General features: G+C 71.8%; 28 protein-coding genes. 7 read left to right on the plus strand and 21 right to left on the minus strand.

Features of this window, described 5'->3' with window-relative positions; all coding sequences use genetic code 11:
• Positions 1–72: 72 nt before the first annotated feature.
• The 6 genes from OG294_RS27810 to OG294_RS27835 all read right to left on the minus strand — a co-directional run bounded on the left by OG294_RS27810 (position 73) and on the right by OG294_RS27835 (position 3,027).
• Entirely contained in the window at positions 73–375 is a 303-nt protein-coding gene (locus OG294_RS27810) for a hypothetical protein (RefSeq protein WP_327069273.1), read from the minus strand.
• Positions 376–477: 102 nt separating this feature from the next.
• Positions 478–921, minus strand: a complete 444-nt coding sequence (locus tag OG294_RS27815) for a hypothetical protein (protein WP_327069274.1) — start codon at positions 919–921, stop codon at positions 478–480.
• A 46-nt stretch (positions 922–967) separates the two neighbouring features.
• Positions 968–1,147, minus strand: a complete 180-nt coding sequence (locus tag OG294_RS27820) for a hypothetical protein (protein WP_327069275.1) — start codon at positions 1,145–1,147, stop codon at positions 968–970.
• A gap of 73 nt (positions 1,148–1,220) precedes the next feature.
• Positions 1,221–2,489, minus strand: coding sequence for a hypothetical protein (locus OG294_RS27825; protein ID WP_327069276.1), 1,269 nt, complete (start codon positions 2,487–2,489; stop codon positions 1,221–1,223).
• Positions 2,486–2,722 carry a hypothetical protein gene (locus OG294_RS27830; RefSeq protein ID WP_327069277.1) on the minus strand — a complete coding sequence of 79 codons (237 nt, stop codon included), beginning with the start codon at positions 2,720–2,722 and terminating at the stop codon, positions 2,486–2,488. Before OG294_RS27830 ends, OG294_RS27825 begins: the two co-directional genes overlap by 4 nt.
• Entirely contained in the window at positions 2,722–3,027 is a 306-nt protein-coding gene (locus OG294_RS27835) for a WhiB family transcriptional regulator (protein ID WP_327071694.1), read from the minus strand. Before OG294_RS27835 ends, OG294_RS27830 begins: the two co-directional genes overlap by 1 nt.
• Positions 3,028–3,288: 261 nt before the next feature.
• Here OG294_RS27835 and OG294_RS27840 point away from each other — a divergent pair, with 261 nt between their 5' ends.
• A complete protein-coding gene (locus OG294_RS27840) occupies positions 3,289–4,080 on the plus strand; it encodes a GntR family transcriptional regulator (RefSeq protein WP_327069278.1) in 792 nt (263 codons plus the stop codon).
• Between the two features lie 65 nt (positions 4,081–4,145).
• Here OG294_RS27840 and OG294_RS27845 read toward each other — a convergent pair whose 3' ends face one another.
• The 8 genes from OG294_RS27845 to OG294_RS27880 all read right to left on the minus strand — a co-directional run bounded on the left by OG294_RS27845 (position 4,146) and on the right by OG294_RS27880 (position 6,770).
• On the minus strand, positions 4,146–4,358 hold the full coding sequence (locus OG294_RS27845) for a hypothetical protein (RefSeq protein WP_327069279.1): 213 nt from the start codon (positions 4,356–4,358) through the stop codon (positions 4,146–4,148).
• Between the two features lie 71 nt (positions 4,359–4,429).
• Complete coding sequence (locus OG294_RS27850; RefSeq protein ID WP_327069280.1) at positions 4,430–4,774, minus strand: hypothetical protein; 345 nt, start codon at positions 4,772–4,774, stop codon at positions 4,430–4,432.
• A 102-nt stretch (positions 4,775–4,876) separates the two neighbouring features.
• Entirely contained in the window at positions 4,877–5,029 is a 153-nt protein-coding gene (locus OG294_RS27855; protein ID WP_327069281.1) for a hypothetical protein, read from the minus strand.
• Positions 5,026–5,397, minus strand: a complete 372-nt coding sequence (locus OG294_RS27860) for a DUF6907 domain-containing protein (RefSeq protein ID WP_327069282.1) — start codon at positions 5,395–5,397, stop codon at positions 5,026–5,028. Before OG294_RS27860 ends, OG294_RS27855 begins: the two co-directional genes overlap by 4 nt.
• Positions 5,394–5,600 (minus strand): hypothetical protein, encoded by a 207-nt coding sequence (locus OG294_RS27865; RefSeq protein WP_327069283.1) that lies wholly within the window; start codon positions 5,598–5,600, stop codon positions 5,394–5,396. The genes OG294_RS27860 and OG294_RS27865 overlap by 4 nt, the downstream gene beginning before the upstream one ends.
• Positions 5,600–5,917 carry a hypothetical protein gene (locus OG294_RS27870; RefSeq protein WP_327069284.1) on the minus strand — a complete coding sequence of 106 codons (318 nt, stop codon included), beginning with the start codon at positions 5,915–5,917 and terminating at the stop codon, positions 5,600–5,602. The genes OG294_RS27865 and OG294_RS27870 overlap by 1 nt, the downstream gene beginning before the upstream one ends.
• Complete coding sequence (locus OG294_RS27875; protein WP_327069285.1) at positions 5,917–6,276, minus strand: hypothetical protein; 360 nt, start codon at positions 6,274–6,276, stop codon at positions 5,917–5,919. Before OG294_RS27875 ends, OG294_RS27870 begins: the two co-directional genes overlap by 1 nt.
• On the minus strand, positions 6,276–6,770 hold the full coding sequence (locus tag OG294_RS27880; RefSeq protein ID WP_327069286.1) for a hypothetical protein: 495 nt from the start codon (positions 6,768–6,770) through the stop codon (positions 6,276–6,278). The genes OG294_RS27875 and OG294_RS27880 overlap by 1 nt, the downstream gene beginning before the upstream one ends.
• A 213-nt stretch (positions 6,771–6,983) precedes the next feature.
• On the opposite strand from OG294_RS27880, the gene OG294_RS27885 reads away from it, so the two are divergent.
• Both OG294_RS27885 and holA read left to right on the plus strand, forming a co-directional pair.
• The gene (locus OG294_RS27885) at positions 6,984–10,373 is read left to right on the plus strand and encodes a ComEC/Rec2 family competence protein (RefSeq protein ID WP_327069287.1); all 3,390 of its coding nucleotides are present in this window, start codon (positions 6,984–6,986) and stop codon (positions 10,371–10,373) included.
• Positions 10,348–11,343 carry a DNA polymerase III subunit delta gene (gene holA / locus OG294_RS27890; RefSeq protein WP_327069288.1) on the plus strand — a complete coding sequence of 332 codons (996 nt, stop codon included), beginning with the start codon at positions 10,348–10,350 and terminating at the stop codon, positions 11,341–11,343. The genes OG294_RS27885 and holA overlap by 26 nt, the downstream gene beginning before the upstream one ends.
• Positions 11,344–11,434: 91 nt before the next feature.
• On the opposite strand, the gene OG294_RS27895 is transcribed toward holA, so the two are convergent.
• Together OG294_RS27895 and rpsT are read right to left on the minus strand one after the other, a co-directional pair.
• Positions 11,435–11,983 (minus strand): hypothetical protein, encoded by a 549-nt coding sequence (locus OG294_RS27895; protein ID WP_327069289.1) that lies wholly within the window; start codon positions 11,981–11,983, stop codon positions 11,435–11,437.
• Between the two features lie 514 nt (positions 11,984–12,497).
• On the minus strand, positions 12,498–12,764 hold the full coding sequence (rpsT, locus tag OG294_RS27900; protein WP_327069291.1) for a 30S ribosomal protein S20: 267 nt from the start codon (positions 12,762–12,764) through the stop codon (positions 12,498–12,500).
• A 278-nt stretch (positions 12,765–13,042) separates the two neighbouring features.
• On the opposite strand from rpsT, the gene lepA reads away from it, so the two are divergent.
• Positions 13,043–14,914, plus strand: a complete 1,872-nt coding sequence (gene lepA / locus OG294_RS27905) for a translation elongation factor 4 (protein ID WP_327069292.1) — start codon at positions 13,043–13,045, stop codon at positions 14,912–14,914.
• A 103-nt stretch (positions 14,915–15,017) separates the two neighbouring features.
• Here lepA and OG294_RS27910 read toward each other — a convergent pair whose 3' ends face one another.
• Both OG294_RS27910 and OG294_RS27915 read right to left on the minus strand, forming a co-directional pair.
• Complete coding sequence (locus OG294_RS27910; protein WP_442789230.1) at positions 15,018–17,009, minus strand: ABC transporter ATP-binding protein; 1,992 nt, start codon at positions 17,007–17,009, stop codon at positions 15,018–15,020.
• Positions 17,006–18,739, minus strand: coding sequence for an ABC transporter ATP-binding protein (locus OG294_RS27915; RefSeq protein ID WP_327069293.1), 1,734 nt, complete (start codon positions 18,737–18,739; stop codon positions 17,006–17,008). The genes OG294_RS27910 and OG294_RS27915 overlap by 4 nt, the downstream gene beginning before the upstream one ends.
• Positions 18,740–19,086: 347 nt before the next feature.
• Between OG294_RS27915 and OG294_RS27920 the strand changes: the two genes are divergently transcribed.
• Together OG294_RS27920 and hemW are read left to right on the plus strand one after the other, a co-directional pair.
• Entirely contained in the window at positions 19,087–21,000 is a 1,914-nt protein-coding gene (locus tag OG294_RS27920; protein WP_327069294.1) for an AMP-dependent synthetase/ligase, read from the plus strand.
• A gap of 70 nt (positions 21,001–21,070) precedes the next feature.
• A complete protein-coding gene (hemW, locus tag OG294_RS27925) occupies positions 21,071–22,309 on the plus strand; it encodes a radical SAM family heme chaperone HemW (protein WP_327069295.1) in 1,239 nt (412 codons plus the stop codon).
• A gap of 52 nt (positions 22,310–22,361) precedes the next feature.
• Here hemW and OG294_RS27930 read toward each other — a convergent pair whose 3' ends face one another.
• The 3 genes from OG294_RS27930 to htpX form a co-directional block, all read right to left on the minus strand.
• Positions 22,362–23,192: a DUF3097 domain-containing protein gene (locus tag OG294_RS27930; protein WP_327069296.1), complete on the minus strand. Its 831-nt coding sequence runs from the start codon at positions 23,190–23,192 to the stop codon at positions 22,362–22,364.
• A gap of 54 nt (positions 23,193–23,246) precedes the next feature.
• On the minus strand, positions 23,247–23,831 hold the full coding sequence (pspAB, locus tag OG294_RS27935; RefSeq protein ID WP_327069297.1) for a PspA-associated protein PspAB: 585 nt from the start codon (positions 23,829–23,831) through the stop codon (positions 23,247–23,249).
• 65 nt (positions 23,832–23,896) lie between these two features.
• Positions 23,897–24,823, minus strand: coding sequence for a zinc metalloprotease HtpX (gene htpX / locus OG294_RS27940; protein ID WP_327069298.1), 927 nt, complete (start codon positions 24,821–24,823; stop codon positions 23,897–23,899).
• A 353-nt stretch (positions 24,824–25,176) separates the two neighbouring features.
• On the opposite strand from htpX, the gene hrcA reads away from it, so the two are divergent.
• The gene (hrcA, locus tag OG294_RS27945) at positions 25,177–26,385 is read left to right on the plus strand and encodes a heat-inducible transcriptional repressor HrcA (RefSeq protein WP_327069299.1); all 1,209 of its coding nucleotides are present in this window, start codon (positions 25,177–25,179) and stop codon (positions 26,383–26,385) included.
• Positions 26,386–26,454: the final 69 nt, after the last annotated feature.

The following is a 26,454-nucleotide window of genomic DNA, read 5'->3' on the forward strand; positions in this document are numbered from 1 at the left end:
TGGGTGTACGGGGAGGGCAAGGGGTGCGGCAGATGCGAGCCGTCGCACCCCTTGTGGCTCGCCGAGTGAGGGTCAGCCGCGGGGCAGGGCCCGGCAGGTGGCGGCGTGGTCCTGGGCCCACCGCTTGGCCGCGTGCCCGTTGGGGGAGGTGAGGTTGGTGGCGGCGCTGCGGGCCGGCTCGGTGTCCTCCGTCCCGAAGTCCTCGAAGTCCTCCTTCGCGCCGCAGCCGGTGCACGCGGCCTGGTGGTTGATGTCGGCCCAGTTCTGGCCGTCCTCGTCGGCGATGTGGTCGTGGCTGATCCGGACGGTGAGGTCGACGGTGGCGCCGCCGACGGTCAGGTACTGGGCGGCCACGCTCGTGGTGTCGGTGCTCATGGGCTTGTCCTCTCGGGCTCTGGGCCGGTCTTTCCGGCCGGCCGCCCGCCACGGGCTGGGATGGGGTGGGAGACCGTGGCGGACGGTCGGGCGGCAGGCCGGTCAGCGGGTCACGGAGGTCTGCTGGCTGATCGTGGTGCCGACGGAGTTGCCGACCGAGTCGCCGGTGGTCTTCACCGTGTTGGTGAGCTGCCCGAAGATTCCCCAGGAGCCGATCAGGACGGCCGCGGCGGCCCCCATGAGGAAAGCGGTCTTGTGCTCCTTGCCCCAGCCGTGACGCCACTTCGCGACCGCCCAGACGAGCAGGCCCAGGCCGAGGAGGGTGGCGCCGCCGAGGCCGATCACCCCGCCGGTCGACGCCTGGGTGACGGCCGGCTGGACGCCGTTCTGCGCGTCGGCGAGCTGCACGACGGTCGCGGTGTGCTCGCTGCTGCCATAGGCGGCGTGGAGCTGGGTCGGCATCTGAACGGTGGCGGCCTGGCCGGACGGCGTGGTCCAGGTGACCGGGACGGTGGTGGCGGCGGCGAAGGTGATGGCGAGCGTCATGGCGGTCTCCTCGGAGATCAGGTCGAGCAGGCGGAGTTTGGGGAGTTCAGCGGCCGGTCGCGGTGCGGATCCGGTGCGCGGCGGGGCACTTCTCGGGGCAGGGCTGGGTGCCCTTGCCGTCGGGGGCGATCACGGTCCCCCAGTCCTGGCAAGTCGGGCAGTCGTAGCGGGGACGGGGCTGGTGCTCGTACATGGCGGCCTCCGGGCCGATGGTGCTGTGGATCAAGGGGGCCGGTGCTCTTCCCGTTCGGGTGGCTCGCCTGGCCCGGGTGACGGCCGGTGGGTGGCCGCCGTCTCCGTCAGCGGGTGCCGGCGAGTTCACCGCCGTCGTCGTCCCGGCCGGACCGCTCCGCCTCGACCGCGTTCCGCAACCTCACGGCGTAGTCGCTGCGGCAGTGGAGCAAGTCGCGAATCTTCTTCACTGACAGGCCCTGACCGGTGCCCGCGAGAAGATCGGCGAGGACCCTCACCTGAGCCAGATCCTCCGGCACCAGCGGCCTCTCGTCGGCCACCTGCCGACCGTTCCCGGGAGCCTGCTTCTGCGGCGCCGGGACGGCCGCCTCCGGGCCCCTGCGGGACCCCTGGAGCCCTTTACCGTCAAGGGCGAGCGGGCCATCGGAAGATCGGCGGGAAGCCTCCTCCAGCGCCTCCGGGAACGCCCTGCGATACACGCCCTCCTCGTCCGTCAGGAACGGGTCCGGAGGCATCTCCGGGTCCCAGTCCACCGGCATCGCGGGGGGCGCCGAGACCTCGCTCACGCGGGCCTGAGCCTTCAGCTGACCGGCGATCAGATCGGCGGTCACCCCGGTCACCTCGATCCCCTCGGCGAACTGCCAGGCGACCCGCCAGGCGTCGTCCGGGTGCAGCGCCCCGAACGGGTTGGCGGACAGCAGCCGCTCCGCCACCGCCAGCACCTCGGGGTGATGCTGGGCTCGGCGCTTGGTGTGCGCGGCCCGCTCGGCGGCCAGCTTCTTCTCGGTCTTCGTCGGGCCCCGGCCGCCGTGGGTCTGGAGGTCGGTGAGCCAGACCGCGACGAGCGAGGAGAGGCCCAGGACGACCGCGACCCAGGTGTGCGCGGCGTACTCCTGGCGGCCGTGGGAGAAGTTGATGGCGGCGGCCACCAGCGCGGCCGTCCACGCCCCGACCCTGTACGTCCGGGTGGAGCGCTCGCCCTCGGCCTTCGAGCCCATCGCGACCAGCGCCCAGGCGGCGCCCTCCAGCATCGCGGCGAGCAGCCCGGCCAAGAGCTCACCGACCCCGGCGCCGGTGAGCGCGCCGACCTGGGAGACGACCGCGGGGACGATCGAGCAGGTCTGGACGAGCCTCACGAACGCGCGGGCGGGGTCGGCCTGAACCCAGCCGGTCAGCTTGGCGACCTTCGCGGCGCGGGCTCGGCGGGCCTTGGCCTTGCGCTCGTCGCGCTCGCGCCGGTCGGCGGCCTTGCGGCGGCGCTCGGCGTCGGCGTCCTTGCGGTCCTCGGTCCGCCGGGCAGCGGCGTCCTCGCGGTCGGCCAGGCGCTCGGCGGCGCGATCGGCCCTGCGCTCCTTGTAGAAGCCGGTGCTGGTCACTTCGTCCACTTCCCTTTCTCGTCTCGGCCGCGCCGGGCGGCGGGCTTGCTGGGCTGGGTGCGCGGGGCGCTGGTGCCGGCGGGCTGCCGGGAGAGGAAGAACAGGCCGGCGGCGAGCACGACGAGCTGGGCGGCGCCGTGCAGCGGGGAGTAGAGGGCGATCGCGAGGATCAGCAGCGGCCAGCCGATCGCCAGGCGGGCCTTCGCAGCGTCCAGGGCGGCGGCGGTGTCCATCACGCCACCTCGGCGAGCGGGGCCTGGACGGTGCGGGCGGCGCGGCGGGAGCGGACGATCAGGCGGCGCTGTGCGGCGGTGGTGCCACCGACGACGCCGTGCTGGTCCCAGCTCTTGAAGCGCAGGGCGTCTTCGAGGCAGGCGCCGCGGGTGGCGAGCGGGCAGCTGGCGCAGACCCGGAGGGCGGCGGCCTCGCCGGCGCTGGGCTTGCCGCCCTTGGTCTCGGTCTCGGGGAAGAAGTGGTCGGCCGGGTAGTCGGTGCAGGGGCGCCGGTTGGGCTCACCTCGCTGACCGTCCTGGGGCATGCTGGACACGGGTCCCTCCAAGGGGGTTCGGGTTTGGGTGGTTGGTCGGCCTCGGTGCGCGTGGGTGCGCCGAGGCCACGCCCTTTTCAGGGCAGGGAAGTTGTGGGGCTCTCGCCAATCTGCTCGGAACTGACGCCCCGTCGGATGGCGCTTACTCAGTAGAGCGTGGAATGTGATGCACTGTCAATGAAGTGCGATGCACTTTCGAGAAAGCGCACTCCATCGACTTGCGAGCGCGATGCACCGAGGTACGATCCGGACATGAGTGATCCCGACCGCCCGACCTTCCGGGTCATCGCAGACCAGATCCGAGCAGCCATCCACGAAGGCACCTACGCCAAGGGCTCGACGCTGCCGACCGATGTTCAGCTCGCCGAGCAGTACGGCGGCAACCGCAACATCGTGAAGCGGGCGATCGAGCTACTCACCGCCGAGGGATACGTCAACAAGACGTCCAACCAGCGAGGAAGCACTGTGAGCGCCATCATCGCCAAGATCCGCCGCGACTCCACCGCCCGCTACGCCCGCGCCTTCCGCGAAGGCCAGCAGGCCGGCCAGCCCGCCCGCGGCTCCTTCAACGCCGAGATTCAAGCCCTCGGCATGACCCCCGAGTCCCGCGTCCGCGTCACCCGAGTGGCCCCGCCGGCCAACGTCGCGAAGATCCTCGGTCTCCAGCACAACACCGAGACCACGATCGTCCGCGCCCGCCAGATGTTCGCCGACTCCACCCCCGTGCAGCTCGCCGACAGCTACATCCCCGTAGCCATCGCCGAGGCCGCTGGCCTGGAGAACGAGGACACCGGCGTCGGCGGGATGCTCTCCCGCCTCACGGAGGCCGGCTACGCGCAGGCCACCATCGAGGAGACCATCAACGTCCGGACCCCCTCTGAGGAGGAGGCCGAGCGGCTCAACCTCACCGAGGACCACCGCGTCTACGAGATCGTCCACGTCGCCCGCACCGAGGACGGCACGGCGATCGAGGTCGCGCTGCACGTGATGCCGGTACACCTGTGGGAGCTGTCCTACAAGTGGGAGGCCGACCCGCGCAGCTGACGCTGACGCCGGTTTGCGGGGCCCTGGTCGCGGGAGACGACCAGGGCCCTTTGCATTGTGCGGGCTCAGTCCTCAGGACCGCAGGCACAGCCCTCGGGGGTAGCGCCCTGCCCGATCCGGCACGCGCAGTACAGCGGGCCGAGCGGGCCGGTGGCGGTCACGCCGCTCTCGTCACCACCCGAGCAGTTGTCGCACTCGCCCGTCTGCCACTCGCCGCTGTCCTCGTAGTAGCCGTCGTCCTCGGCTTCGGAGTCCCAGTCGTCGCACTCTTCGCACATGTGATCTCCAGTCAGGGTGGGGTGGCCGGGGTGCGGCCAGGGTCTTGCAGGTGGGGTCGGGTGGTCCGCGGCTACCTGGCGGCCATGTGGAACAGCGGCGAGGCGGCCTGGTGCAAGCTCCTGGAGACGTCCGCGAGGTGCTGCACGGTGTCGTCCAGGGCGAGCGTCGTCTCGGCGACGGCCGCGGCCGGGTTCTCCCTCGTGTCCATGCGGATCGCTCCTTCGGCCTGGCGCTGCCTCAGCTGAGTGCCGAGCTGCTCCAGGGTCTGCGGCAGCCGCTCGACCAACTGCACGAGGGCCTGAGCGATCGAGCTGATAGCCGGCGCGGGGAGCGTCTGGTTCAGCGTGGCGTGGTTGAGCTTGCGGATGGCCTCGGCGGCGGCGATGGCGGTCTTGTTCGGGTCGGTGTTCGGCACGGTGTGCTCCTCGGGTGATCGGCGGGCCGGGTCTGTCCCGGCTCCCCGCCCCCGCCCGACGTGTTCAGAACTGAACATCTGCCGGGCAGGGACAGGCAGCCGTCAGGCCGCCCCGTACGCCCACCACCGCCATTCCGCCGCGTCGTCCAACCCGGCCCACAAGGTCAGGCAGTCCCAGCACGCCAGGTCCCCGTTGTGATCCGGCGCCAGGTCGTCCTCGTCGAACACGGCCTCGCAGCCCACGCAGGCGGTCACCGGCCGGCCTCCGCCCGCACCCGGTCCAACTGGGCGGCCAGACCCCGCAGCCGCAGCGCATGCCCCGCCAGACCCGTCGCCAGACGGCGCAGCCCCTGCGGATCGAACGACACGTAGCCGCCGTCCAACGCGACCGTCACCACCGGCACCCGGCCCGCCCCGGTCGACGCGAACGGATAGGCCGTCAGCGCCGCCTCCAGGACCCGCACCGAACCCAGCACGGTCTCCACCGTCAGCGCCGCCTCCGGGCCCTCGTGGAAGATGTCGACCAGCTCCATGCCCGGCTCGTGCGCCCCGGTGCACCAGTCCGGCTCGGGCAGCTCGATCGACTGCCCGTTGGCCAGGCGCACCTTGCTGACCCGGCTCACGACGCGGCCCCAACCGGACCGGTCGCCATCGCCCGCACCAGCAGGTTCCGGATCAGCTGGGCGCCGTGCCGGTCGTGCCGCCACACCGCCTCCGCGAGCATCCGCCACAGCCGGTCCAAGTTGGTCGCCGGCCTCGGGTCCGAACACGTCGCACCGACCGCCGCGTTCTCCGTCGGCCGGTGCACGTTCGACTTCTTCGCCATCACGCCACCCCCGCCCCGGCCCGCAGCCGCTCCAGCAGGGACGCGTCCCGGTCCAGCTGATCCGCCAGCCGACGCAGCCGGGCCGCGAACTCCCGGGCCTCACCCGGCTCCTCGAACGCCGCGTCGGCGTCCTCACCGCCGGTCCAGACCGTGACGACGACGGTGTCCTCGCCATCGACCTGGCCGAGACCGATCACCAGCGACGGCTCGGTGTTGCCCGGCGCGGTCACGCTCTCGGTCAGAGCCGAGCACTCCATCCGGTTCGGGCCGAGCAGGTGCTCGCTGCAGCCCGGCAGCACACACGGGTTGCCGTACATCAGGCCACCCCCGCCCGGCGTCGCAGCTCCGCCAGCTCGACCGCCGAACGGCGCAGCTGATCCGCCAGCCGCTCGAAGTGCTCCGCCAGGCCGATCACCTCGCCCGGCACGGTGGTGCGGTGCAGGAACGCCTCGTACCAGTCGCTGCTGATCCCGAACAGGGACAGCTGCGGGCCGCGGGCGGTCGGGTCGTCGTAGATCTCGACGGTGAACTCCAGGCCCAACTGGGCCCCGGGGATCTCCAGGTCGACGGCGGAGGCCGGGCAGAACCGGTCCTCGCCCGCGTCGTGGGTGGCGCCATCACAGTCCGGCAGGCGGCAGCCGGCGGTCTGAACAGGGCGCTCGGCGATGACGGTCATCACGCCACCCCCGCCAGCACCTGGAACTCGACCGGGGCGGTGACGGCCGGCGCCTGCTTGACCTTCAGCGACGGCGCGGACTGCTTCATCGGCACGGGGCCCAGGCCGTTCGCCTTGAAGATCCGGGCGATCTCCTGCAGGTCCGCGGTCTGCCGGTTGTTCGAGACCCGCTCCACCAGCCACCGGCCGTAGCTGCCGGCCGGGAGACGATCCAGAACCTTGCGGGCGGCCCGCTTGCCGCGGTCGGCCCGCCGGGCCTGCTCGGCCGCCCGCTCGTACTCGGCGGCGGCGGCCTCGATCACGGCCAGCTCGGGCATGTCGTCGGCCGTGTAGGTGTCGGTGGGGTCCTCCGCCGGCTGCTCGACCGGCTGGGCCGGGAGCGGGGCGGTGAACTCGGAGGCGGCATCCGCGATCCGGAGCGCGGTCCGGGCGATCGCCCGGGAGAAGGTGGCGCGCAGGCTCACACGAGGGGCGCGCGGCATGAGAAAGTACACGGAGCTGACTCCCTGCTAGATCAGGTGGTCGGTCAGGCCCTCGTCGGTGTTCCACCACCGGCGGGGGCCGTTCGCGTTTCCGCAGCTCACCTAATAGGTCGTCACGACCGCTTGGGTGAGCGCAAGCTCAGCGACCTCAAACCGCTGCTCACTCTCTGAACGCTCTCCACCGCAGCCCCGCACCTGCCACGTCACCACCCTCGGGGGACTCCGATGTCCAAGCCTCGCACCGCGGCCGGCCGGTCCCCGGCGGCCCCGTCGCCACCCTCCCATGACCTGCGCCTGTTGCTGCCGACCGTCGCAGCCTGGTGCGTCACCGCGCTGCTGCTCGGCGCCGATGCCCACGCCGCCCCCGGACTCCTGATCGCCGCCGCCTGTGCCGCCGGCTGCGGCGCCCTGCTCCTGCTGGTCGCCCGCCACCGTGACCGCCGCCACCCTCCGCCCGATCACCCGCTGCCCGATCACCCGCTTCCCGACCGTCCGTTCCCCGACCGTCGGCCTCCAGGCCCCTCGGGTGACGGCGACCAGGACCACGATCACGACCGGAACCACGAACGAGACCCCCGTCGGCGTCCGCGCTCGCCCGTCGCGATGACCGCAGCCGTGCTGCTGACCGGTGCGGCAGCCACTACCTGTACCGTGCTGCACACCGCCGATCTGCACCGCGGACCGATCCCCGCGCTCGCGCTCAAATCGGCTGCCAGCAAGGAAGTTGACGGGGGCCCGGGTGCCGGGCCGGGCCCCGCCGCGGCGCGCAGCGCGGTCAGCGTCGACCTCACCGTCACCGGTGACCCGCGCTCCCGTACCGCCCGGGCGCGCGGTTCGAGCCCGGGGCGGCCGGTGCTGACCGTCGAGGCGACCGTCGACCAGGTCGGCGCCCCGGCGGCTGCCACCCGCACGCGCACCCGCACCCCGGTCGTCGTGATCGTCCAGGACCCCGACACCGCGGCTTGGCAGGGCCTGCTGCCGTCCGCCCGGATCGCCGCGGAGGCCCGGGTCCTGCCTGCCTCCCGTACCGGCCAGGACACCGGAGCCGTCCTGATCGCCCAGGGCCCGCCACGGCTACTGTCGCCGCCGAACTGGGCGCAGCGGCTGGCCGGGCGCCTGCGGGCGGGTCTGCGCCAGGCCTGCGCCGGCCTGTCCCCGGATGCGCGCGCCCTGCTGCCGGGCCTCGTGATCGGCGACACCTCCGGGATCCCGGACGAGCTGGACGAGGCCTTCCACGTCACCGACCTGGTCCATCTCACCGCGGTCAGCGGGGCCAACCTCTCCATCGTGCTCGCCGTGCTGCTCGGCGCGCCCGCCCGGGCGGGTACCGCCGAGCGCGGTGGGCTGGCCGCCCTCCTCGGGCTCCCGCTGCGCGTCTCGGCGCTGCTCGGCGCGGTCCTCACGGTGGCTTTCGTCACCCTCTGCCGGCCGGATCCGAGCGTGCTGCGGGCTGCCGCGACCGGTCTGCTCGGCCTGCTCGCGCTCGCCCTCGGGCGCCCCCGGCAGGCAGTGCCGGCGCTGGCCGGCGCCGTGCTGGTCCTGCTACTGGTGGATCCTTTCCTGGCCCGGTCCTACGGGTTCCTGCTGTCGGCGCTGGCCACCCTCGGCCTGCTCACCGCCGGTCGGCGCTGGGCCGCGGCGCTGCACGAGCGGGGCTGGCCGCACCACCTCGCCGACGGGATCGCCGCAGCCGCCGCCGCTCAGGCGTTCTGCGCCCCGGCCACGGTACTGCTCGCGCCGCGGGTCAGCCTGGTCGGCATCCCGTGCAACCTGCTCGCCGAACTCGCCGTCGCCCCGGCGACGTTGATCGGTTTCGCCGCGCTGGTCAGTGCCCCGCTCTCGGCCGGCCTGGCCCGCTTCCTCGCCGAGCTGGCCGGATGGCCGACCGAGTGGCTGGCGGCGGTGGCCCGGCACGGTGCGGCGCTGCCAGGCGCGGAGTTGGCCTGGACCCCGGGCTGGCTGGGCGCCGTCACCCTCGCGGTCACCGTCCTGGCCGCCTGCTTCGCCGCGCCGCTGCTCCTGCCGCCCGGCCGGCGGGAGCAGGAGCGCGCGGGCGGGTCCGCTGCGGGCCGGTGGTCGAGAGCCCGGTCGGCTGCCCGTCCGCCCGAGGTCGTGACATCCGACGCCCTGTCGCTCGACGCCCTGTCACCCGACGCCCCGTCATTCGAGGCTCTGGCAGTCGACCCCCGATTCGCCGACGCCCGATTCGCCGACGCCCGATCGCCCGGCGTCGGGCCGCCTGCCGTGCGCCGCAGCAGGCGGCTGGTCCGGGTTGCCCGGGCGCTGGTGGTCGCCCTGCTCGTCGCCGGGTTCGTCGCCCTGCTGCTCCGTCCGCCCGCGCTGGTGCGGATCGCCACCGGTTGGCCGCCCGTCGGCGCCCGGCTGGTCATGTGCTCGGTGGGCCAGGGGGACCTGCTCGTCCTCCCGGTTCCGGCCGGCCCCGCCGCCGGGGCGCCCGACACCGCGGTGGTCGTCGACGTGGGCCCGGACCCGGCGGCGGCCGACGCCTGCCTGCGCGACCTCGGCATCACCCGGGTCGCCCTGGTCCTGCTGACCCACTTCCACGCCGATCACAGCGAGGGCCTGCCCGGAGTGCTGCGTCACCGGTCGGTCGGGGCGGTCGAGACGACCACCGTGGACCTGCCGGAAGGCGAAGTGGCCAGGGTCTCCCGCTGGGCGGCCGAGGCCCGGGTGCCGTTGCTGCGGGTCACGCCGGGGGAGCACCGCAGCGCCGGCCCGGAGCTGTCCTGGGACGTGCTGTGGCCGACCGGGCGGCTCGGCCCCGAGACGCCCGGGGCGAACAACGCGAGCGTCGCCCTCCTGGTCACTGCGGGAGCGCTGCGCTTCGCGCTGCTCGGCGACCTCGAACCGGCCGCCCAGGCCGAGCTGTTGAGCCGGGCCAGGCCGGGGCCGGTGGACGTCCTCAAGGTGGCGCACCACGGCTCGGCCAACCAGGACTGGGAGTTGGCCCGCGCGCTGCACCCACGCCTGGCGCTGGTCTCGGTCGGGGAGGGCAACCCGTACGGCCACCCGTCCGTGCGCACGGTGGACCGCCTGCGGGCGCTCGGCAGCACCGTGCTGCGCACCGACCGGGCCGGTGACATCGCGGTGCTGGGCGACACCCCGGCCACCCTGCGCGCGGTCACCCACCCCCGCCCGGCCGCCGAGGCCGCCGCGCGCCCTGGGGTCGCGCGCCCCCTCAGCCTTCCTCGCGCCAGCCGTCGTGGGCCGCCACCACCGCGTCGACCGCTGCCACGAGCACCGGGTCCCAGGCCTGCGCGGGCTCCTCCAGGACCACCAGCCACTGCGCGTCCTCGGCGTCGTCCTCGCCGGCCAGGGCGTCGCGGACCAGCTCGAAGGGGCCCAGCGATGGCCATCGTTCGAGCAGGGTCCGTGCCACCTCCTCGGCGGCGTCGCGGTCGGCGAGGACCAGCAGCTGTCGGCCACGGGTCAGCGGGCGGTGGTTCTGGGCATCGGTGTCGTCGACGTGGGGAGAGCTCACGACAGCCATTCTCCCTGCCGCAGCCCCGCCTTCGGCCGCCGCCCGGGCGCCCGGTGCTGTCGGTCGGGCGTGGGATGCTGGTACGCGATGGCCAGGAAGAGTGCACCCGATGACCTGCTCGCCCCGCTGACCCTCGCGGTCGGCCAGGAGGAGCTGCTGCTCGACCGTGCGGTCGCCCAGGTGGTGGCCGCGGCGAAGGCGGCCGACCCGGACACGGATGTGCGCGACCTCGCCCCGGGCGGGCTGCAGCCCGGGAGCCTGGCCGAGCTCACCACTCCCTCGCTCTTCGCCGAGCGCAAGGTGATCGTGGTCCGGGCCGCGCAGGACCTCGCGGCCGAGTCGGTCAAGGAGGTCAAGGCCTACCTCGACGCGCCCGTCGACGAAGTGATCATGATCCTGGTCCATGCCGGCGGGGCCAAGGGCAAGGGTCTGCTGGACGCGGCCCGCAAGGCCGGGGCGCGTGAGGTGGCCTGTGCCAAGCTGACCAAGGCGAGTGAGCGGATCGCCTTCGTGCGCGGCGAGTTCCGCACCCTCGGGCGCTCCGCCAGTCCGGAGGCCTGCCAGGCGCTGCTGGACTCGCTCGGCGGGGACCTGCGCGAGCTGGCCGCCGCGTGCAGCCAGCTCACCGCCGACGTCGAGGGCACCATCGACGAGCGGGTGGTGGCCCGCTACTACAGCGGCCGGGCCGAGGCCACCGGCTTCGAGGTCGCCGACCTCGCCGTGACCGGTCGCGCCGCCGACGCGCTGGAGCGGCTGCGCTGGGCGCTGGCCGTGGGTCAGCCGCCGACCGGGATCACCTATGCGCTGGCGTCCGGAGTCCGCAGCATCGGCCGGCTCGCCACCGCGGACCGCTCGATGCGTCCGGCCGACCTGGCCCGCGAACTGGGGATGCCCCCGTGGAAGGTGGAGCGGGTCCGCCAGCAGATGCGCGGCTGGACCGGTGATGGAGTGGCCCTCGCGCTGACCGCGATCGCCCAGGCCGACGCCGCCGTCAAGGGCGGTTCGGACGACCCGGCCTACGCCCTGGAACGCGCCGTGGTCACGGTGGCCCGGGCTGCCCGGTCCGGCTCCCGCCCGTACTGAGCCGCCTCCCGCCCGTACCGCGGGGTGGGCGGCCCTCCGCCGTCCGGAAGCAGCTCCGGAGGCAGCTCCGGTCGCTTCGACCCCGGCTGCTTCAGCCTTGGCCGCCCAGTGCCCGCAGCGCGTCCCGGGTGTCGATCAGCAGCGCCTCGCGGATCGTCTCCCGGTCCGGTGGTGTCTCCGTGGCCGCCTGGTAGGAGCCGGACCAGTTCAGGTAGCACGTCATCGCGCCATCGCGCACGTAGAGCGTCTGGGTGAGGTAGTGCCGGGTGCGGTCCGCCCCGCTCTGATCGTCCAGGTAGGCGACGAAGGCCTCGCTGCCCAGTTGCGGGACGTCGCTCAGCTGGAACCGACGCTGCGCGAATCCGGCGCGCTGCGCCTCGAACTCCGGTGCCGGGTTGACCGCGTGGTGCAGCTGGACCTCCAGGTAGAGGGTCACGTAGCCGCTGTCGGTGCCGGTCTTCTTGAGGTACTCGCTGCAGTACATGTCGTCCAGCGCCCCGGTCCGCGTCGTGTAGTGGTACGGGGCGCCGCTCTGTACGGGGTAGAGCCGGCCGAACTGGCTCAGCGGCGCCGTTGCGCAGAGGTTGTCCGCGATCCGGTACCGCCCGGCCGGAAGCGCGGCGGAGGGCGGTCTGACCATCGAGGGCACGGTCCAGACCGCTGCGGTCCAGACCACCGAAGCCAGGACCGCCCCGCCGAACCCCCACCGGGCCCGCCGCAGCAACCGTCGCCCCGGGCGGTCGTGGCCGGGCGCAGCGTGCGAGGGCGGTGTCGACATGAGCGGTCCCCCAGGGCGTGGCGGAGCGTGACGAGGCCGAACGGAGCGTGGCTGGGCGGCTGTTGCTCGACCCTATATCGCCGAAAATCCGCCGGGAACGCAAGAGCGCTGGAACGCAATACCGCAGGGAACGCAGGAGCGCCGCGAACGAATACCGCAGGGAACGCCGACAGGCGCCGTGGCGTCCCGGGGAAGGGGACGAGCCACGGCGCCTGCCGGTCAAGCTGTGCACCGCACCCGCGTGGCGAACGCAGGCCGCGTGCGGTACGAGTCTGTGCGCCTCAGGGCTCCGGGTAGAGGGCCGGGGTCACCCGAGGGGTACTGCGAAAGTCCTGCCGGACCCGCCCAGCGGCGGGCCCCAGGGTGAGCGCGAGGCTCAGGCCTGGGTGCCGACGACCTGCTTGGTGATCGCCGACTTCTTGTTGGCGGCCTGGTTCTTGTGGATGACGCCCTTGCTCACGGCCTTGTCGAGGGCCTTGGAGGCCTCGCGGGCCAGCACGGCGGCCTTCTCGGTCTCACCGGCGGCAGCGGCCTCGCGGGCCTTGCGCAGCGCGGTCTTCAGCGAGGACTTGACGGCCTTGTTGCGCAGGCGCGCCTTCTCGTTGGTCTTGTTGCGCTTGATCTGGGACTTGATGTTCGCCACGAAGGAGCCTCAGTCTTGTCTGTGTTGTGGGCACCCCTGGCCCATGGGCCGGAGGGTTCTACGGGTGTGACCTTCGCTTCCGCCAGGCTGAGAGGGCATGCCGAAAAGCGAGGTGCAGCGCCCCACGCTACCAGGGCCCTGCCACGCCCCCCAAACCGGCGTGCGACGGCGCGCTCGTGGGAAGATGGGCAGAACCCTGGTAGTGAGTGAGACATCCCAGGGCTCCTGGATCGGACGACAGCGTCCGGCCCACCGGACCAACGGAGAATCGGACCAAGGTGCCCGCGACCCCTACGAACGTGCCAGAGCCCAGCCGTACCGACCCGGCGCTGATCCGCAACTTCTGCATCATCGCCCACATCGACCACGGCAAGTCGACGCTCGCCGACCGGATGCTGCAGATCACCGGCGTGGTCGACCCGCGTCAGATGCGTGCCCAGTACCTCGACCGGATGGACATCGAGCGCGAGCGCGGCATCACCATCAAGTCGCAGGCGGTCCGCCTCCCCTGGGCCCCGCGCAGTGGTGCCGACGAGGGCAAGACCCACATCCTCAACATGATCGACACCCCCGGCCACGTGGACTTCACCTACGAGGTGTCCCGTTCGCTGGCGGCGTGCGAGGGCACCATCCTGGTGGTGGACGCGGCCCAGGGCATCGAGGCGCAGACCCTGGCCAACCTCTACCTGGCCCTGGAGAACGACCTCACGATCATCCCGGTCCTCAACAAGATCGACCTGCCAGCCGCCCAGCCGGAGAAGTACGCGGCCGAACTCGCGCACATCATCGGCTGCGACCCGGAGGACGTGCTCAAGGTCAGCGCCAAGACCGGCCTGGGCGTCGAGGACCTGCTCGACCACGTGGTCGCGAAGATTCCCGCCCCGGTCGGCGTCAAGGACGCCCCGGCCCGCGCGATGATCTTCGACTCGGTCTACGACTCCTACCGCGGCGTGGTCACCTACGTCCGTGTGGTCGACGGTGAGCTGACCAAGCGCGAGCGGATCGCGATGATGTCCACCGGAGCCACCCACGAGCTGCTGGAGATCGGCGTCATCTCGCCCGAGCCCAAGGTCGCCAACGGCCTGGGCGTCGGCGAGGTGGGCTACATCATCACCGGCGTGAAGGACGTGCGGCAGTCCAAGGTCGGTGACACGATCACCTCGATGCACAAGGGGGCGACCGAGCCGCTGGGCGGCTACAAGGACCCGCGCCCGATGGTCTTCTCCGGCCTCTACCCGCTGGACGGCTCCGACTACCCGCTGCTGCGCGATGCACTGGACAAGCTGCGGCTCAACGACGCCGCGCTGGTCTACGAGCCGGAGACCTCGGTCGCGCTCGGCTTCGGCTACCGTTGCGGCTTCCTCGGCCTGCTCCACCTGGAGATCATCCGGGAGCGCCTGGAGCGCGAGTTCAACCTGGACCTGATCTCCACGGCCCCCAACGTGATCTACCGGGTGGTGATGGAGGACGGCACCGAGCACACCGTCACCAACCCGAGCGAGTTCCCCACCGGCAAGATCGCCGAGGTCTACGAGCCGGTGGTGCGCGGCACCATCCTGGCCCCGAACGAGTTCGTCGGCGCGATCATGGAGCTCTGCCAGGCCCGCCGCGGCAACCTGCAGGGCATGGACTACCTCTCCGAGGACCGGGTCGAGCTGCGCTACACGCTGCCGCTGGCCGAGATCGTCTTCGACTTCTTCGACCAGCTGAAGTCCAAGACCCGCGGCTACGGTTCGTTCGACTACGAGCCCGTCGGCGAGCAGAGCGCCAGCCTGGTCAAGGTCGACATCCTGCTGCACGGCGACGCGGTGGATGCCTTCTCCGCCATCGTGCACAAGGACAAGGCCTACAACTACGGCGTCATGATGGCCGGCAAGCTGCAGAAGCTCATCCCGCGCCAGCAGTTCGAGGTGCCGATCCAGGCCGCGATCGGCTCCCGGGTGATCGCCCGTGAGACGGTCCGCGCGATCCGCAAGGACGTCCTCGCCAAGTGCTACGGCGGTGACATCTCCCGTAAGCGGAAGCTGCTGGAGAAGCAGAAGGAGGGCAAGAAGCGGATGAAGATGGTCGGCCGGGTGGAGGTCCCGCAGGAGGCCTTCATCGCCGCGCTGTCCACCGATGCCGACGCCCCCAAGGACGCCAAGAAGTAGCCGGGTCCGCCCGAGGCGCCGATGCCGAAGGGGCCGCCGTCCGATCGCTCGGACGGCGGCCCCTTCGGTGTGCCGGGTCAGTGCTCCTGGGTCGGCCCGTCCGTCAGTCCATCTCGGCGACGGCCTGGGCGAACTGCGCCTGGTAGAGGCGGGCGTAGGCCCCCTCGGCGGCGATCAGCTCGTCGTGGGTGCCCTGCTCCACGATCGCGCCGTTCTCCATCACCAGGATCACGTCCGCGTCGCGGATGGTGGACAGCCGGTGCGCGATGACGAAGCTGGTGCGCCCGCTGCGCAGCCGGGCCATGGCCCGCTGGATCAGCACCTCGGTACGGGTGTCGACCGAGCTGGTGGCCTCGTCCAGGACCAGGATGCTGGGCTGGGCGAGGAAGGCCCGGGCAATCGTGATGAGCTGCTTCTCGCCGGCGCTGACGTTGGTGCCCTCGTCGTCGATGACCGTCTCGTACCCCTCGGGCAGGGTGCGCACGAAGCGGTCGACGTGGGCCGCCTTCGCGGCCTCGATCACCTGCTCGCGGGTGGCGTCGGTGGACCCGTAGGCGATGTTGTCGGCGATCGAGCCGCCGAACAGCCAGGTGTCCTGGAGCACCATGCCGATCCCGGAACGCAGTTCCTCGCGCGACATCGCCGCGATGTCGACGCCGTCCAGCGTGATCCGTCCGCCGCTGACCTCGTAGAACCGCATCAGCAGGTTGACCAGGGTGGTCTTGCCGGCCCCGGTGGGACCGACGATGGCCACCGTCTGGCCGGGCTCCACCTTCAGCGAGAGGTCCTCGATCAGCGGCTTCTCGGCGGTGTAGCGGAAGGCCACGTCCTCGAAGGCGACCAGCCCGCGCAGTTCGGCGGGCCGCTCCGGCTGCTGCGGCTCGTCGGACTGCTCCTCGGCGTCGAGCAGTTCGAAGACCCGCTCGGCCGAGGCGACGCCGGACTGCACCAGGTTGGCCATGCTGGCCACCTGGGCCAGCGGCTGGCTGAACTGGCGCGAGTACTGGATGAACGCCTGCACGTCACCGATGGTCAGCGCACCGCTGGCCACCCGCAGACCGCCGACCACGGCCACCAGCACGTAGTTGATGTTGCCGATGAACATCATCGCGGGCTGGATGATGCCGGAGATGAACTGCGCCCTGAAGCTGGAGGCGAAGAGCTCCTCGTTCTCCTGCCGGAAGGTCTCGGCGGCCTCGTGCTGCCGGCCGAAGACCTTCACCAGCGCGTGGCCGGTGTACATCTCCTCGATGTGCGCGTTCAGCTTGCCGGTGGTCTTCCACTGGGCGACGAACTGCGGCTGGGCCTTCTTGCCGACCCGGGCGGCCACCAGGACCGACAGCGGCACCGAGATCAGCGCGATGAGGGCCAGCAGCCAGGAGATCCAGAACATCATCGCCAGCACGCCGACGATGGTGAGCACGGAGTTGATCACCTGGCTCATGGTCTGCTGCATCGACTGGCCGACGTTGTCGATGTCGTTGGTGACCCGGCTGAGCACCTCGCCGCGCGGCTGCTTGTCGAAGTAGCTCAGCGGCAGCCGGCTGAGCTTGGCGTCCACGTCGCCGCGCAGCCGGTTGACCGAGCGGTTGATCGCGCGCGCCACCAGCCGGCCCTGCAGCACACCGAAGACCGAGGAGAACACGTAGATCAGCAGCACCCAGAGCAGCACGGTGCCGATGGCGTCGAAGTCGATGCCCTGGCCGGGCGTGAAGTGCAGCGAGCGCAGCAGGTCGGCCTGCTTGCCGCCGTGCTGGATGGCCGCCTGCAGCATCTGGGGCGAGCGGAAGGTGTGCCCCATCACGCCGGCCACGATCAGGTCGGTGGCGTGGCCGAGCACCTTGGGCCCGGTCACCGCGCAACCCACGCTGAGGGTGCCGAGCACCAGCAGGCCGATCAGCGAGGCCCGCTCCGGAGCGAGCAGGCCGAGCATCCGGCGGCTGGAGGCCTTGAAGTTCATCGACTTCTCGGTGCCGCCACCGGCCATCATGCGGCCCGGACCGGCCGGTCCCCGGCGGGCCGCCGCCTCCGTGGAGGCCGAGGACGTCCCGTTGCCCGGCTCGGCGGTGCCGCCGGGCTTCTGCACGGTGGTCACGCCGCCTCCTGCTCGGTGAGCTGGGAGAGCACGATCTCCCGGTATGTCGGGTTGTCGGCCATCAGCTCGTGGTGCGTCCCGGTGCCGACGACCGCGCCCTCGTCCAGGACGACGATCCGGTCGGCGTCGCGGATGGTGCTCACCCGCTGGGCGACGATCACCACCGTCGCGTCGGCGGTCTCCTGGGCCAGTGCCGCGCGCAGCCTGGCGTCGGTGCTGTAGTCGAGCGCCGAGAAGGAGTCGTCGAACAGGTAGATCTGGGGCTTGCGGACCAGGGCCCGGGCGATCGCCAGGCGCTGGCGCTGGCCGCCGGAGACGTTGCTGCCGCCCTGGGCGATCGGGGCGTCGAGGCCGCCCTCCAGGCGCTCCACGAAGTCCCGGGCCTGGGCGGTCTCCAGCGCGTGCCAGAGCTCCTCGTCGCTGGCGTCGGGCTTGCCGTAGCGCAGGTTGCTGGCCACCGTGCCGCTGAACAGGTAGGGCTTCTGCGGTACCAGGCCGACCAGTTCGGCCATCGTGGCCGGCGCGATCTCGCGCACGTCCACGCCGTTGACCAGCACCTGTCCGTCGGTGGCGTCGATCAGCCGGGGGATCAGGCTGAGCAGGGTGCTCTTGCCGCTGCCGGTGCTGCCGATCACGGCGGTGGTCTCGCCGGGACGGGCGGTGAACGCTATCCCGCGCAGCACCGAGGCCTCGGCGCCCGGGAAGCGGAAGTCGACGTCGCGCAGTTCGAGGTGGCCGTGCTGACGCAGCTCGGTGACCGGTGCGGTCGGTGGCACCACGCTGGAATCGGTGTCGAGCACCTCGACGATGCGCTCGGCGCAGACCTCGGCCCGCGGCACCATCATGAACATGAAGGTGGCCATCATGACGCTCATCAGGATCTGCATCAGGTAGGACAGGAAGGCGGTCAGGGCCCCGATCTGCATGCCGCCGCTCTCGATCCGGTGCGCGCCGAACCAGAGCACGGCGATGCTGGAGATGTTCACCACCAGCATCACGGAGGGGAACATGAAGGCCAGCAGCCGGCCGGTGCGCAGCGAGAAGTCGGTCAACTCGTCGTTGGCGCCGCCGAACCGCTGCTGCTCGTGGGTGTCCTTGACGAAGGCGCGGATCACCCGGATACCGGTGATCTGCTCGCGCAGGATCCGGTTGACCGCGTCGATGCGCACCTGCATGCCGCGGAAGGCCGGGCGCAGCTTGCGCACGATCAGATAGATCACCAGGCCGAGCAGCGGGACCACGACGATCAGCAGGCTGGAGAGCGGGACGTCCTGGTTGAGCGCCATGACGATGCCGCCCACGCACATGATCGGCGCGGCGACCAGCAGCGTGAAGGAGGTCAGCACCAGCATCTGGATCTGCTGGACGTCGTTGGTGGTGCGGGTGATCAGCGAGGGCGCGCCGAACTGGCCGACCTCGCGGGCCGAGAAGCTCTGCACCTGGTCGAAGACCGAGGCCCGCATGTCGCGGCCGATCTGCATGGCGGTGCGGGCACCGAAGTACATGGCACCGACCGAGGCGATCATCTGGACCAGGGTGATCGCGAGCATCACCCCGCCGATCCGCATGATGTAGCCGGTGTCGCCCTTGATCACTCCGCTGTCGATGATGTCGGCGTTCAGGGTGGGCAGGTACAGGGTGGCGACGGTCGATACCAGCTGGAGCAGGACCAGGAGCAGGATGGGTTTGGTGTAGGGCCTCAGGTGGGCCCTCAGGAGTCTGATCAGCACTCGGACACTCTCGTTGTCGACGGGAGGATTCGTACCCTCATTTTCTGCCTTCCCACCGCAGGGTTGCGGCGTTATCACTCGATCCGGCCGGGGCCGGGCCGGGGTCGCTGCGCTCGTCCCCCATCGGTGAACGGGCCGGTGCCCACCACCGGTTTGCTGCACCGGTGCCTTTGGGACGTGTCAGACATTCGTGCCCTCTTAACAGGGGTGCCCTGTTGGGCCTAGGCTGTCGCCAGTCTTGTTACCCGCCAGTTAATTACTCGCCGGTCACCAAGCCCGTCGGGTGGTCCACCCCTCAGCCCCCGTACGGAATCCACCCTCGGCCACCTGGTCCCCCGGAGGTCTCGTTGAGTTCAGCGCAGTCCGTCATCGGCTCCGACAAGATCGCCGGGCGCCCGGCCTCAGTGGCGCATCTCTTTCTCAGTAGGGTAGAGGCCACCCCGGACGACGAGGCATACCGGTTCCCCGTTCCGGTCGACGAGCACGCGGCCGACGGTGCACCGGGCGCCGAGCAGTGGCGCTCGCTCAGCTGGGCGCAGACCGCCGTGCGGGTGCAGCACATCGCGGCCGGCCTGATGTCCCTGGGCATCGAGTCCGAGGACCGGGTCGCGATCGCCGCCTCGACCCGGGTCGAGTGGATCCTGGCCGACCTCGGCAACATGTGCGCGGGCGCCGCCACCACCACCGTCTACCCGAGCACCAACGCCGACGAGACCGGCTTCATCCTCGCCAACTCCGGCAGCCGGGCGCTCTTCGCCGAGAACGCCGCCCAGCTCGCCAAGGCGGTCGAGCAGCGGGAGCAGCTGCCCGCGCTGTCCTGGGTGATCCTCTTCGACGCCCCGGCCGAGCGGCCCGAGGCCGAGGGCCTGACCGTGCTCACCCTGGCCGAGCTGGAGGAGCGCGGCGCGGCCCACCTCAAGGAGCACCCGCAGGCGGTCCGCGAGGCGGTCGACGCGCTGGACCCCGAGCAGCTCGCCACCCTGATCTACACCTCCGGCACCACCGGGCGCCCCAAGGGCGTGCGCCTGGTGCACGACTGCTGGGCCTACGAGGGCATCGCGCAGCAGGAGAGCGGCCTGCTGCGCGCCGAGGACGTGCAGTTCATGTGGCTGCCGCTCTCGCACGTCTTCGGCAAGACCCTGATCTCGGGCCAGATCGCCACCGGCCACGTGATGGCGGTGGACGGCCGGGTCGACCGGATCATCCACAACCTCCCGGTCATCAAGCCGACCCTGATGGCCTCCGCGCCGCGGATCTTCGAGAAGGTCTACAACGGCATCGCGGGCCGGGCCAGAGCAGAGGGCGGGGCCAAGTACAAGATCTTCCTCTGGGCGGCCAAGGTGGCCCGCGAGTACGCCCGCACCACCCAGGACAACCGGATCGCCACCGGCCGCGACAGCGCTCCGCTGGCGCTGTCGGTGCAGCACGCGATCGCCGACAAACTGGTCTACGCCAAGATCCGCACGGCCTTCGGCGGCCGGCTGCGCGGCTCGGTCTCCGGCAGCGCCGCGCTGGCCCCCGAGATCGGCTACTTCTTCATGGGTGCCGGCGTGCCGATCCTGGAGGGCTACGGGCTCAGCGAGACCAGCGCCGGCTCGGCGGTCAACCCCGCCGAGGACGTCCGGATCGGCACCGTGGGCCTGCCGCTGCCCGGCACCGAGGTCCGGATCGCCGAGGACGGCGAGATCCTGCTGCGCGGCCCCGGCGTGATGCGCGGCTACCACGAGGACCCCGAGCGGACCGCCGAGGTGCTGGAGGCGGACGGCTGGTTCCACACCGGCGACATCGGCGAGCTGGGCCCCGGCGGGTACCTGCGGATCACCGACCGCAAGAAGGACATGTTCAAGACCTCCGGCGGCAAGTACGTCGCGCCCAGCGAGGTCGAGGGCAAGTTCAAGGCGCTCTGCCCCTTCGTCAGCAACATCCTGGTGATCGGCAACGGCCGCAACTTCTGCACCGCGCTGATCGCGCTGGACGAGCCGGTGATCATGCAGTGGGCCGCCGAGCACGGCCAGAAGGGCCGCAGCTACGCCGAGGTGGTCGGCTCGCCCGAGGTGCACACGCTGATCGAGGGCTTCGTGAAGAAGCTCAACGGTGAGCTGCAGCGCTGGCAGACGGTCAAGAAGTTCACCATCCTGCCGCGCGACCTGGACGTCGAGCACGGCGAGCTGACCCCGAGCCTGAAGATCAAGCGCCCGGTGGTCGAGCGGACCTACGCCGAGGCCGTCGCGCAGATGTACGCGGGCGCCAACGAGGCCTGAGTCGCATGATCACACCGGTACGGCGCGACCGATCGGCCAGGTCACTCGCGCCGTACCGGACAATGGACGCATGCCCTCCGCACTCCCCGACGGCGAACCCGTGCCGTCCGATGGTTCGCTGCCCGCCCACGCCCTGACAGGGCTGGGCGAACGGCCCTTCGGCTTCTACCTGCACGTGCCGTACTGCGCCACCCGCTGCGGCTACTGCGACTTCAACACCTACACCGCCACCGAGCTGCACGCGCAGGCCGGACGTGGCCCCGTCGCCACGCAGGAGACCTACGCGCAGAACCTGATCGGCGAGATCCGGCTGGCCCGCAAGGTGCTGGGCCCGGTCGACCTGCCGGTGCGCACCGTCTTCCTCGGCGGCGGCACGCCGACCCTGCTGCCGGCCCGTGACCTGGTGGCGATGCTGGGCGCGATCCGGGAGGAGTTCGGGCTCGCCGCGGACGCCGAGGTGACCACCGAGGCCAACCCCGAGTCGGTCGACCCGGCCTACCTGACCGAGCTGCGCGAGGGCGGCTTCAACCGCATCTCCTTCGGGATGCAGAGCGCCCGGCCGCACGTGCTCAAGGTGCTGGACCGCCACCACACGCCCGGCCGTCCGGAGGCCTGCGTCGCCGAGGCCCGCGCGGCCGGCTTCGAGCACGTCAACCTGGACCTCATCTACGGCACGCCGGGGGAGTCCGACGAGGACTGGCGGGCCTCGCTGGCCGCCGCGATCGGGGCCGGACCCGATCACGTCTCCGCCTACTCGCTGATCGTCGAGGAAGGCACCAGGCTGGCCGGCCGGATCAAGCGCGGCGAACTGCCGATGGTCGACGACGACGTGCACGCCGACCGCTACCTGATCGCCGAGCAGGCGCTCGCCGAGGCGGGCTACGCCTGGTACGAGGTCTCCAACTGGGCCACCACCGAGGCCGGCCGCTGCCGGCACAACGAGCTCTACTGGACCGGCGGCGACTGGTGGGGCGCCGGCCCCGGCGCGCACAGCCACGTGGGCGGCGTGCGCTGGTGGAACGCCAAGCACCCGGCCGCCTACGCCCAGGCGCTCGCCGAGGGCCGCACGCCGGCCCAGGGGCGCGAGGTGCTGCCGGCCGAGGACCAGCGGGTCGAGCGGATCCTGCTGGAGCTGCGCCTGGTCGACGGCTGCCCGCTCGACCTGCTCACCGCCACCGGGCTGCGCGCGGCCGAGCAGGCACTGGCGGACGGCCTGCTGGCCGCCGAGCCGTTCGCCGCCGGACGGGCCGCGCTGACCCTGCGCGGGCGACTGCTGGCCGACGCGGTGGTGCGCGACCTGGTGGACTGAGGCCCTGCGGGGGCTCGGGCCTGTCCGACAACATCCATCGGACAGGCTCTAGCTAGGTCCCGGGCTCCGTGACGAAATCGATCAGCTGCTCGACCCGGCCGAGCAGGGCCGGCTCCAGGTCCTTGTACGAGTTCACCGAGGCCAGGATCCGCTTCCAGGCGGCCGGGGAGTCCACCGGCCAGCCCAGGCGGCGGCAGATGCCCTCCTTCCAGACCTCCCCGTAGGGCACGTCCGGCCAGCCGGGGATCCCCACGCTGGCCGGCTTCACGGCCTGCCAGACGTCGATGAACGGGTGGCCCACCACCAGGACGGCCTCGCAGGTGACCGCCGAGGCGATCCGGTGCTCCTTGGTCCCGGGCAGCAGGTGGTCCACCAGCACGCCGAGCCGCCGCTGCGGGCCCGGGCCGAACTCGGCCACGATGGCGGGCAGGTCGTCGATGCCCTCCAGGTACTCGACCACCACGCCCTCGATCCGCAGGTCGTCGCCCCAGACCCGCTCGACCAGTTCGGCGTCGTGCCGGCCCTCGACGTAGATCCGCGACTCCCGGGCGACCCGCGCCCGGACCCCGGCGACGGCGACCGAGCCGGAGGCGGTGCGAGCGGGCCCCCGGGCCGGCGCGGGCCCGCTCGGGCGGACCAGGGTGACCAGCTGGCCGTCCAGCAGGAAGCCGCGCGGCACCAGCGGGAAGACCCGGTGCTTGCCGAACCGGTCCTCCAGGGTCACGGTCGGGCCCTCGGCCGTCTTCTCGCAGCGCACCACCGCGCCGCAGAAGCCGGTGACGACCTCCTCGACCACCAGCTCCCGCTCGGCGGCCACCTCGGGGGCGGGCTGCTGCCGCTTCCAGGGCGGGGTGAGATCGGGACCGTACTGAGTGCTGCGCATGGAGGAACTATAGGAAAGCCCTCGGGCGGCCCCGGGACGGACGGCCCGTCAGCCTCACAGGCCGGGCGCGCCCCAGACCGGGAACCAGCGGCTCAGGTCGTTCTCCAGGCGCAGGTCGTTGCCGAGCATCGCCTTCACCTGGAGCTCCAGCGGGCTGTTGCGCCGCTCGCCGCCGCCGGGCATCGGGGCGAAGGGGTAGAAGGAGCCGCGCTTGTAGAGGTAGACCAGCGCGAGCGACTGCCCCGCCTCGTTGCGGAAGCCGACCAGTGAGCAGAGCAGCTGCGGGCCGAAGCCGTTGGCCTCCAGCTCGCTGTTGACCGCGTGCAGGTCGTTGACCAGCTCCGGCAGCTCCTCGGGGGTGTGCCGGGCCAGCAGCCAGGAGTAGCCGTACTCGTCGCGGCTGGCCTCGACCGGGGTGCCGCCGTTCGGCGTGTCGGCGTCCAGCAGGGCCCGCACCTGGCGCTCCACCTCGCCGAACGCGCCGCCCTCGACCGCGGCGAAGCAGACCGAGCCGAGGCCCGTGGGCGTGAAGCCGGCGGCGGCCTCCAGGGTCAGGGCGGCCGAGGGCACACCGAAGAGCTGGTCGAGGTCCGGCTTGACGGGCTTGGTCCGGCCGAGCAGCGAGTCCAGGAATCCCACGGGTTGTTCCTTCCAAGCGGGCGCTCCCCAGCGCGGGCCGGGGAGCGCGGCGGGGTGACCGGAGGTCAGCGTCCCAGTTCGGCGGAGATCTTGCCCAGCTGCTCGAGGCGCTGCTCCAGGCTGGGGTGGGTGGAGAGCAGCTGCGAGGCGGTCTCCTTGGCGCTCAGCGCGGGCGCGAAGTAGAACGCGTTGTACGGCTGGGCCTGGCGCAGGTCCTTGGTCGGGATCGCGGCGATCTGCCCGGTCACCTTGGTCAGCGCCGAGGCGAGCGCGCTGGGCCGGCCGGTGAGCTGGGCGGCGGCCCGGTCGGCGGCCAGCTCGCGGTAGCGCGAGAGCAGCCGGGTGAGCAGGAAGCTGATCGCGTAGACGACCATGCTGACCAGCGGGATGAGGATCATCGCGATCGCGGCGCTGTCATTGTTGTTGTTGTTCCGGTTGCCGCCGCTCATCATGCCGCTGTAGAGCGCGATCCGGGTGATCGCGCCGGCCAGCACGCCGAGGAAGCCGGCCACCGTCATCACCGCGACGTCCCGGTGCGCCACGTGCGAGAGCTCGTGCGCCAGCACGCCCTCCAACTCCTCCGGCTCCAGCCGGCGCAGCAGCCCGGTGGTGACGCAGACCACGGCGTTCTCCGGGTTGCGCCCGGTGGCGAAGGCGTTGGGCATGTCGTTGTCGGCCACCGCGACGCGCGGCTTGGGCATGTCGGCCAGCGCGCAGAGCCGGTCAATGGTGCCGTGCAGCTGCGGGTACTGCTCCGGGGTGACCGCGTGGGCGCCCATCGCCCGTTCGGTGATCTTGTCGCTGAACCAGAACTGCGCGACGAAGAGACCGCCCATGAGCAGGACGATCAGTGGCCAGGCGCCCCGCAGCAGGACGATCAGCACACCCGTGAAGCCGACGTACAGCAGCCCGATCAGGAACATCGTGGTGACCATCCGCCCGGTCAGTCCACGATCGGGAGCGAAGCGGGTGTGGGGGCCGGACGCCGACATGGCTGCTCCTCTTTGGTCCTTCAATGTATCCACCGGGTTTTCCATCGCCCGAGCGGTCCTTGCCGGTGCTCAGGTCTCAGTTGCTATCGATGCTGCCACTTCGTCCGGCGCCGGGCACCACCCTGTCCGGAGACGTTCGCACCAGGCGTGTCGTGCCCGGCGGACCGGGACGTCATGCGGAGTGATCCGCGCGGCATCCCGGGCCAGGGCGTTCCTGCGATCGGACCCGGGCCTTACACTGGCAGGTACGGTTTTGGCACTCGTCTGGGCAGAGTGCCAAGCCGATCACCGGGCAGTACTTGTCAGGGCAGGACCTGGTACCTGGACAACGCGCGAAGAGGGAGGTGCGTGCCATGTTCGACGAACCCGATTCCGATCCGCGTCCGAGCGGCCGCGAGCCGGCGGCCACCGAGGCCACGAGAGTGCAGCGCACCGCCGCCGGCCCTCGGGCAGCGGCCAAGTCCGCGCCGCCGCGTGCCGCGGGGCGCGCCTCCGGCGCCGCCGCCGCGCGCCCCGGCGGCGAGCCGGGCGGCCTGGAGGTCCGCCAGCTCGACGAGCGCAAGCTCTCCGTGCTGCGTGCCATCGTGCAGGACTACGTCGGCACCGAGGAGCCGGTGGGTTCCAAGGCGCTGGTCGAGCGGCACAACCTCGGCGTCTCGCCGGCCACCGTGCGCAACGACATGGCCACCCTCGAAGAGGACGGCTACATCCAGCAGCCGCACACCAGCGCCGGCCGGATCCCGACCGACAAGGGCTACCGGCTCTTCGTCGACCGGCTGGCCGAGGTCAAGCCGATGAGCGCCCCCGAGCGGCGCGCGATCCGGCACTTCCTGGACGGTGCGGTCGACCTGGACGACGTGGTCGCCCGGACCGTGCGGCTGCTGGCCCAGCTGACCCGGCAGGTCGCGGTGGTCCAGTACCCCTCGCTGACCCGCTCCACGGTCCGGCACATCGAGCTGGTCGCGCTGGCGCCCGCCAAGGTGATGCTGGTGCTGATCACCAACACCGGCCGGGTCGAGCAGCGGATGGTCGACTGCCCGGGCCCGGTGCGCGAGAGCACCCTGGCCGACCTGCGCGCCCGGCTCAACGCCCGGGCCGGCGGCCGGCGCTTCCCCGACGTCCCGTCCCTGGTGGAGGACCTGCCCGCGGCCTTCGAGCCGGCCGATCGGCCGATCGTCTCCACCGTGCTCTCCACGCTCTTCGAGTCCCTGGTGGAGCAGAACGAGGAGCGGATCATGCTGGCCGGCACGGCCAACCTGACCCGCTTCGGCCATGACTTCCCGCTCACCATCCAGCCGGTGCTGGAGGCGCTGGAGGAGCACATGGTCCTGCTGCGCCTGCTCGGTGAGACCAACGAGGCCGGGATGACCGTGCGGATCGGCCGGGAGAACGAGTACGAGGGCCTGAACTCCACCTCGGTCGTCTCGGTCGGCTACGGCTCGGGTGACGAGAGCGTCGCCAAGCTCGGCGTGATCGGGCCCACCCGAATGGATTACCCCGGCACCATGGGGGCGGTGCGGGCGGTCGCCCGGTATGTGGGGCAGATCCTGGCAGAGTCCTAACCGGTCCCTGCGTACATTGGGTGGCGCAGCGGCAGTACCAGCAGCACTTTTCTAGAGGCGGAACAAGCG

The organism is Kitasatospora sp. NBC_01302, from assembly GCF_035976515.1.
GTDB lineage: Bacteria > Actinomycetota > Actinomycetes > Streptomycetales > Streptomycetaceae > Kitasatospora.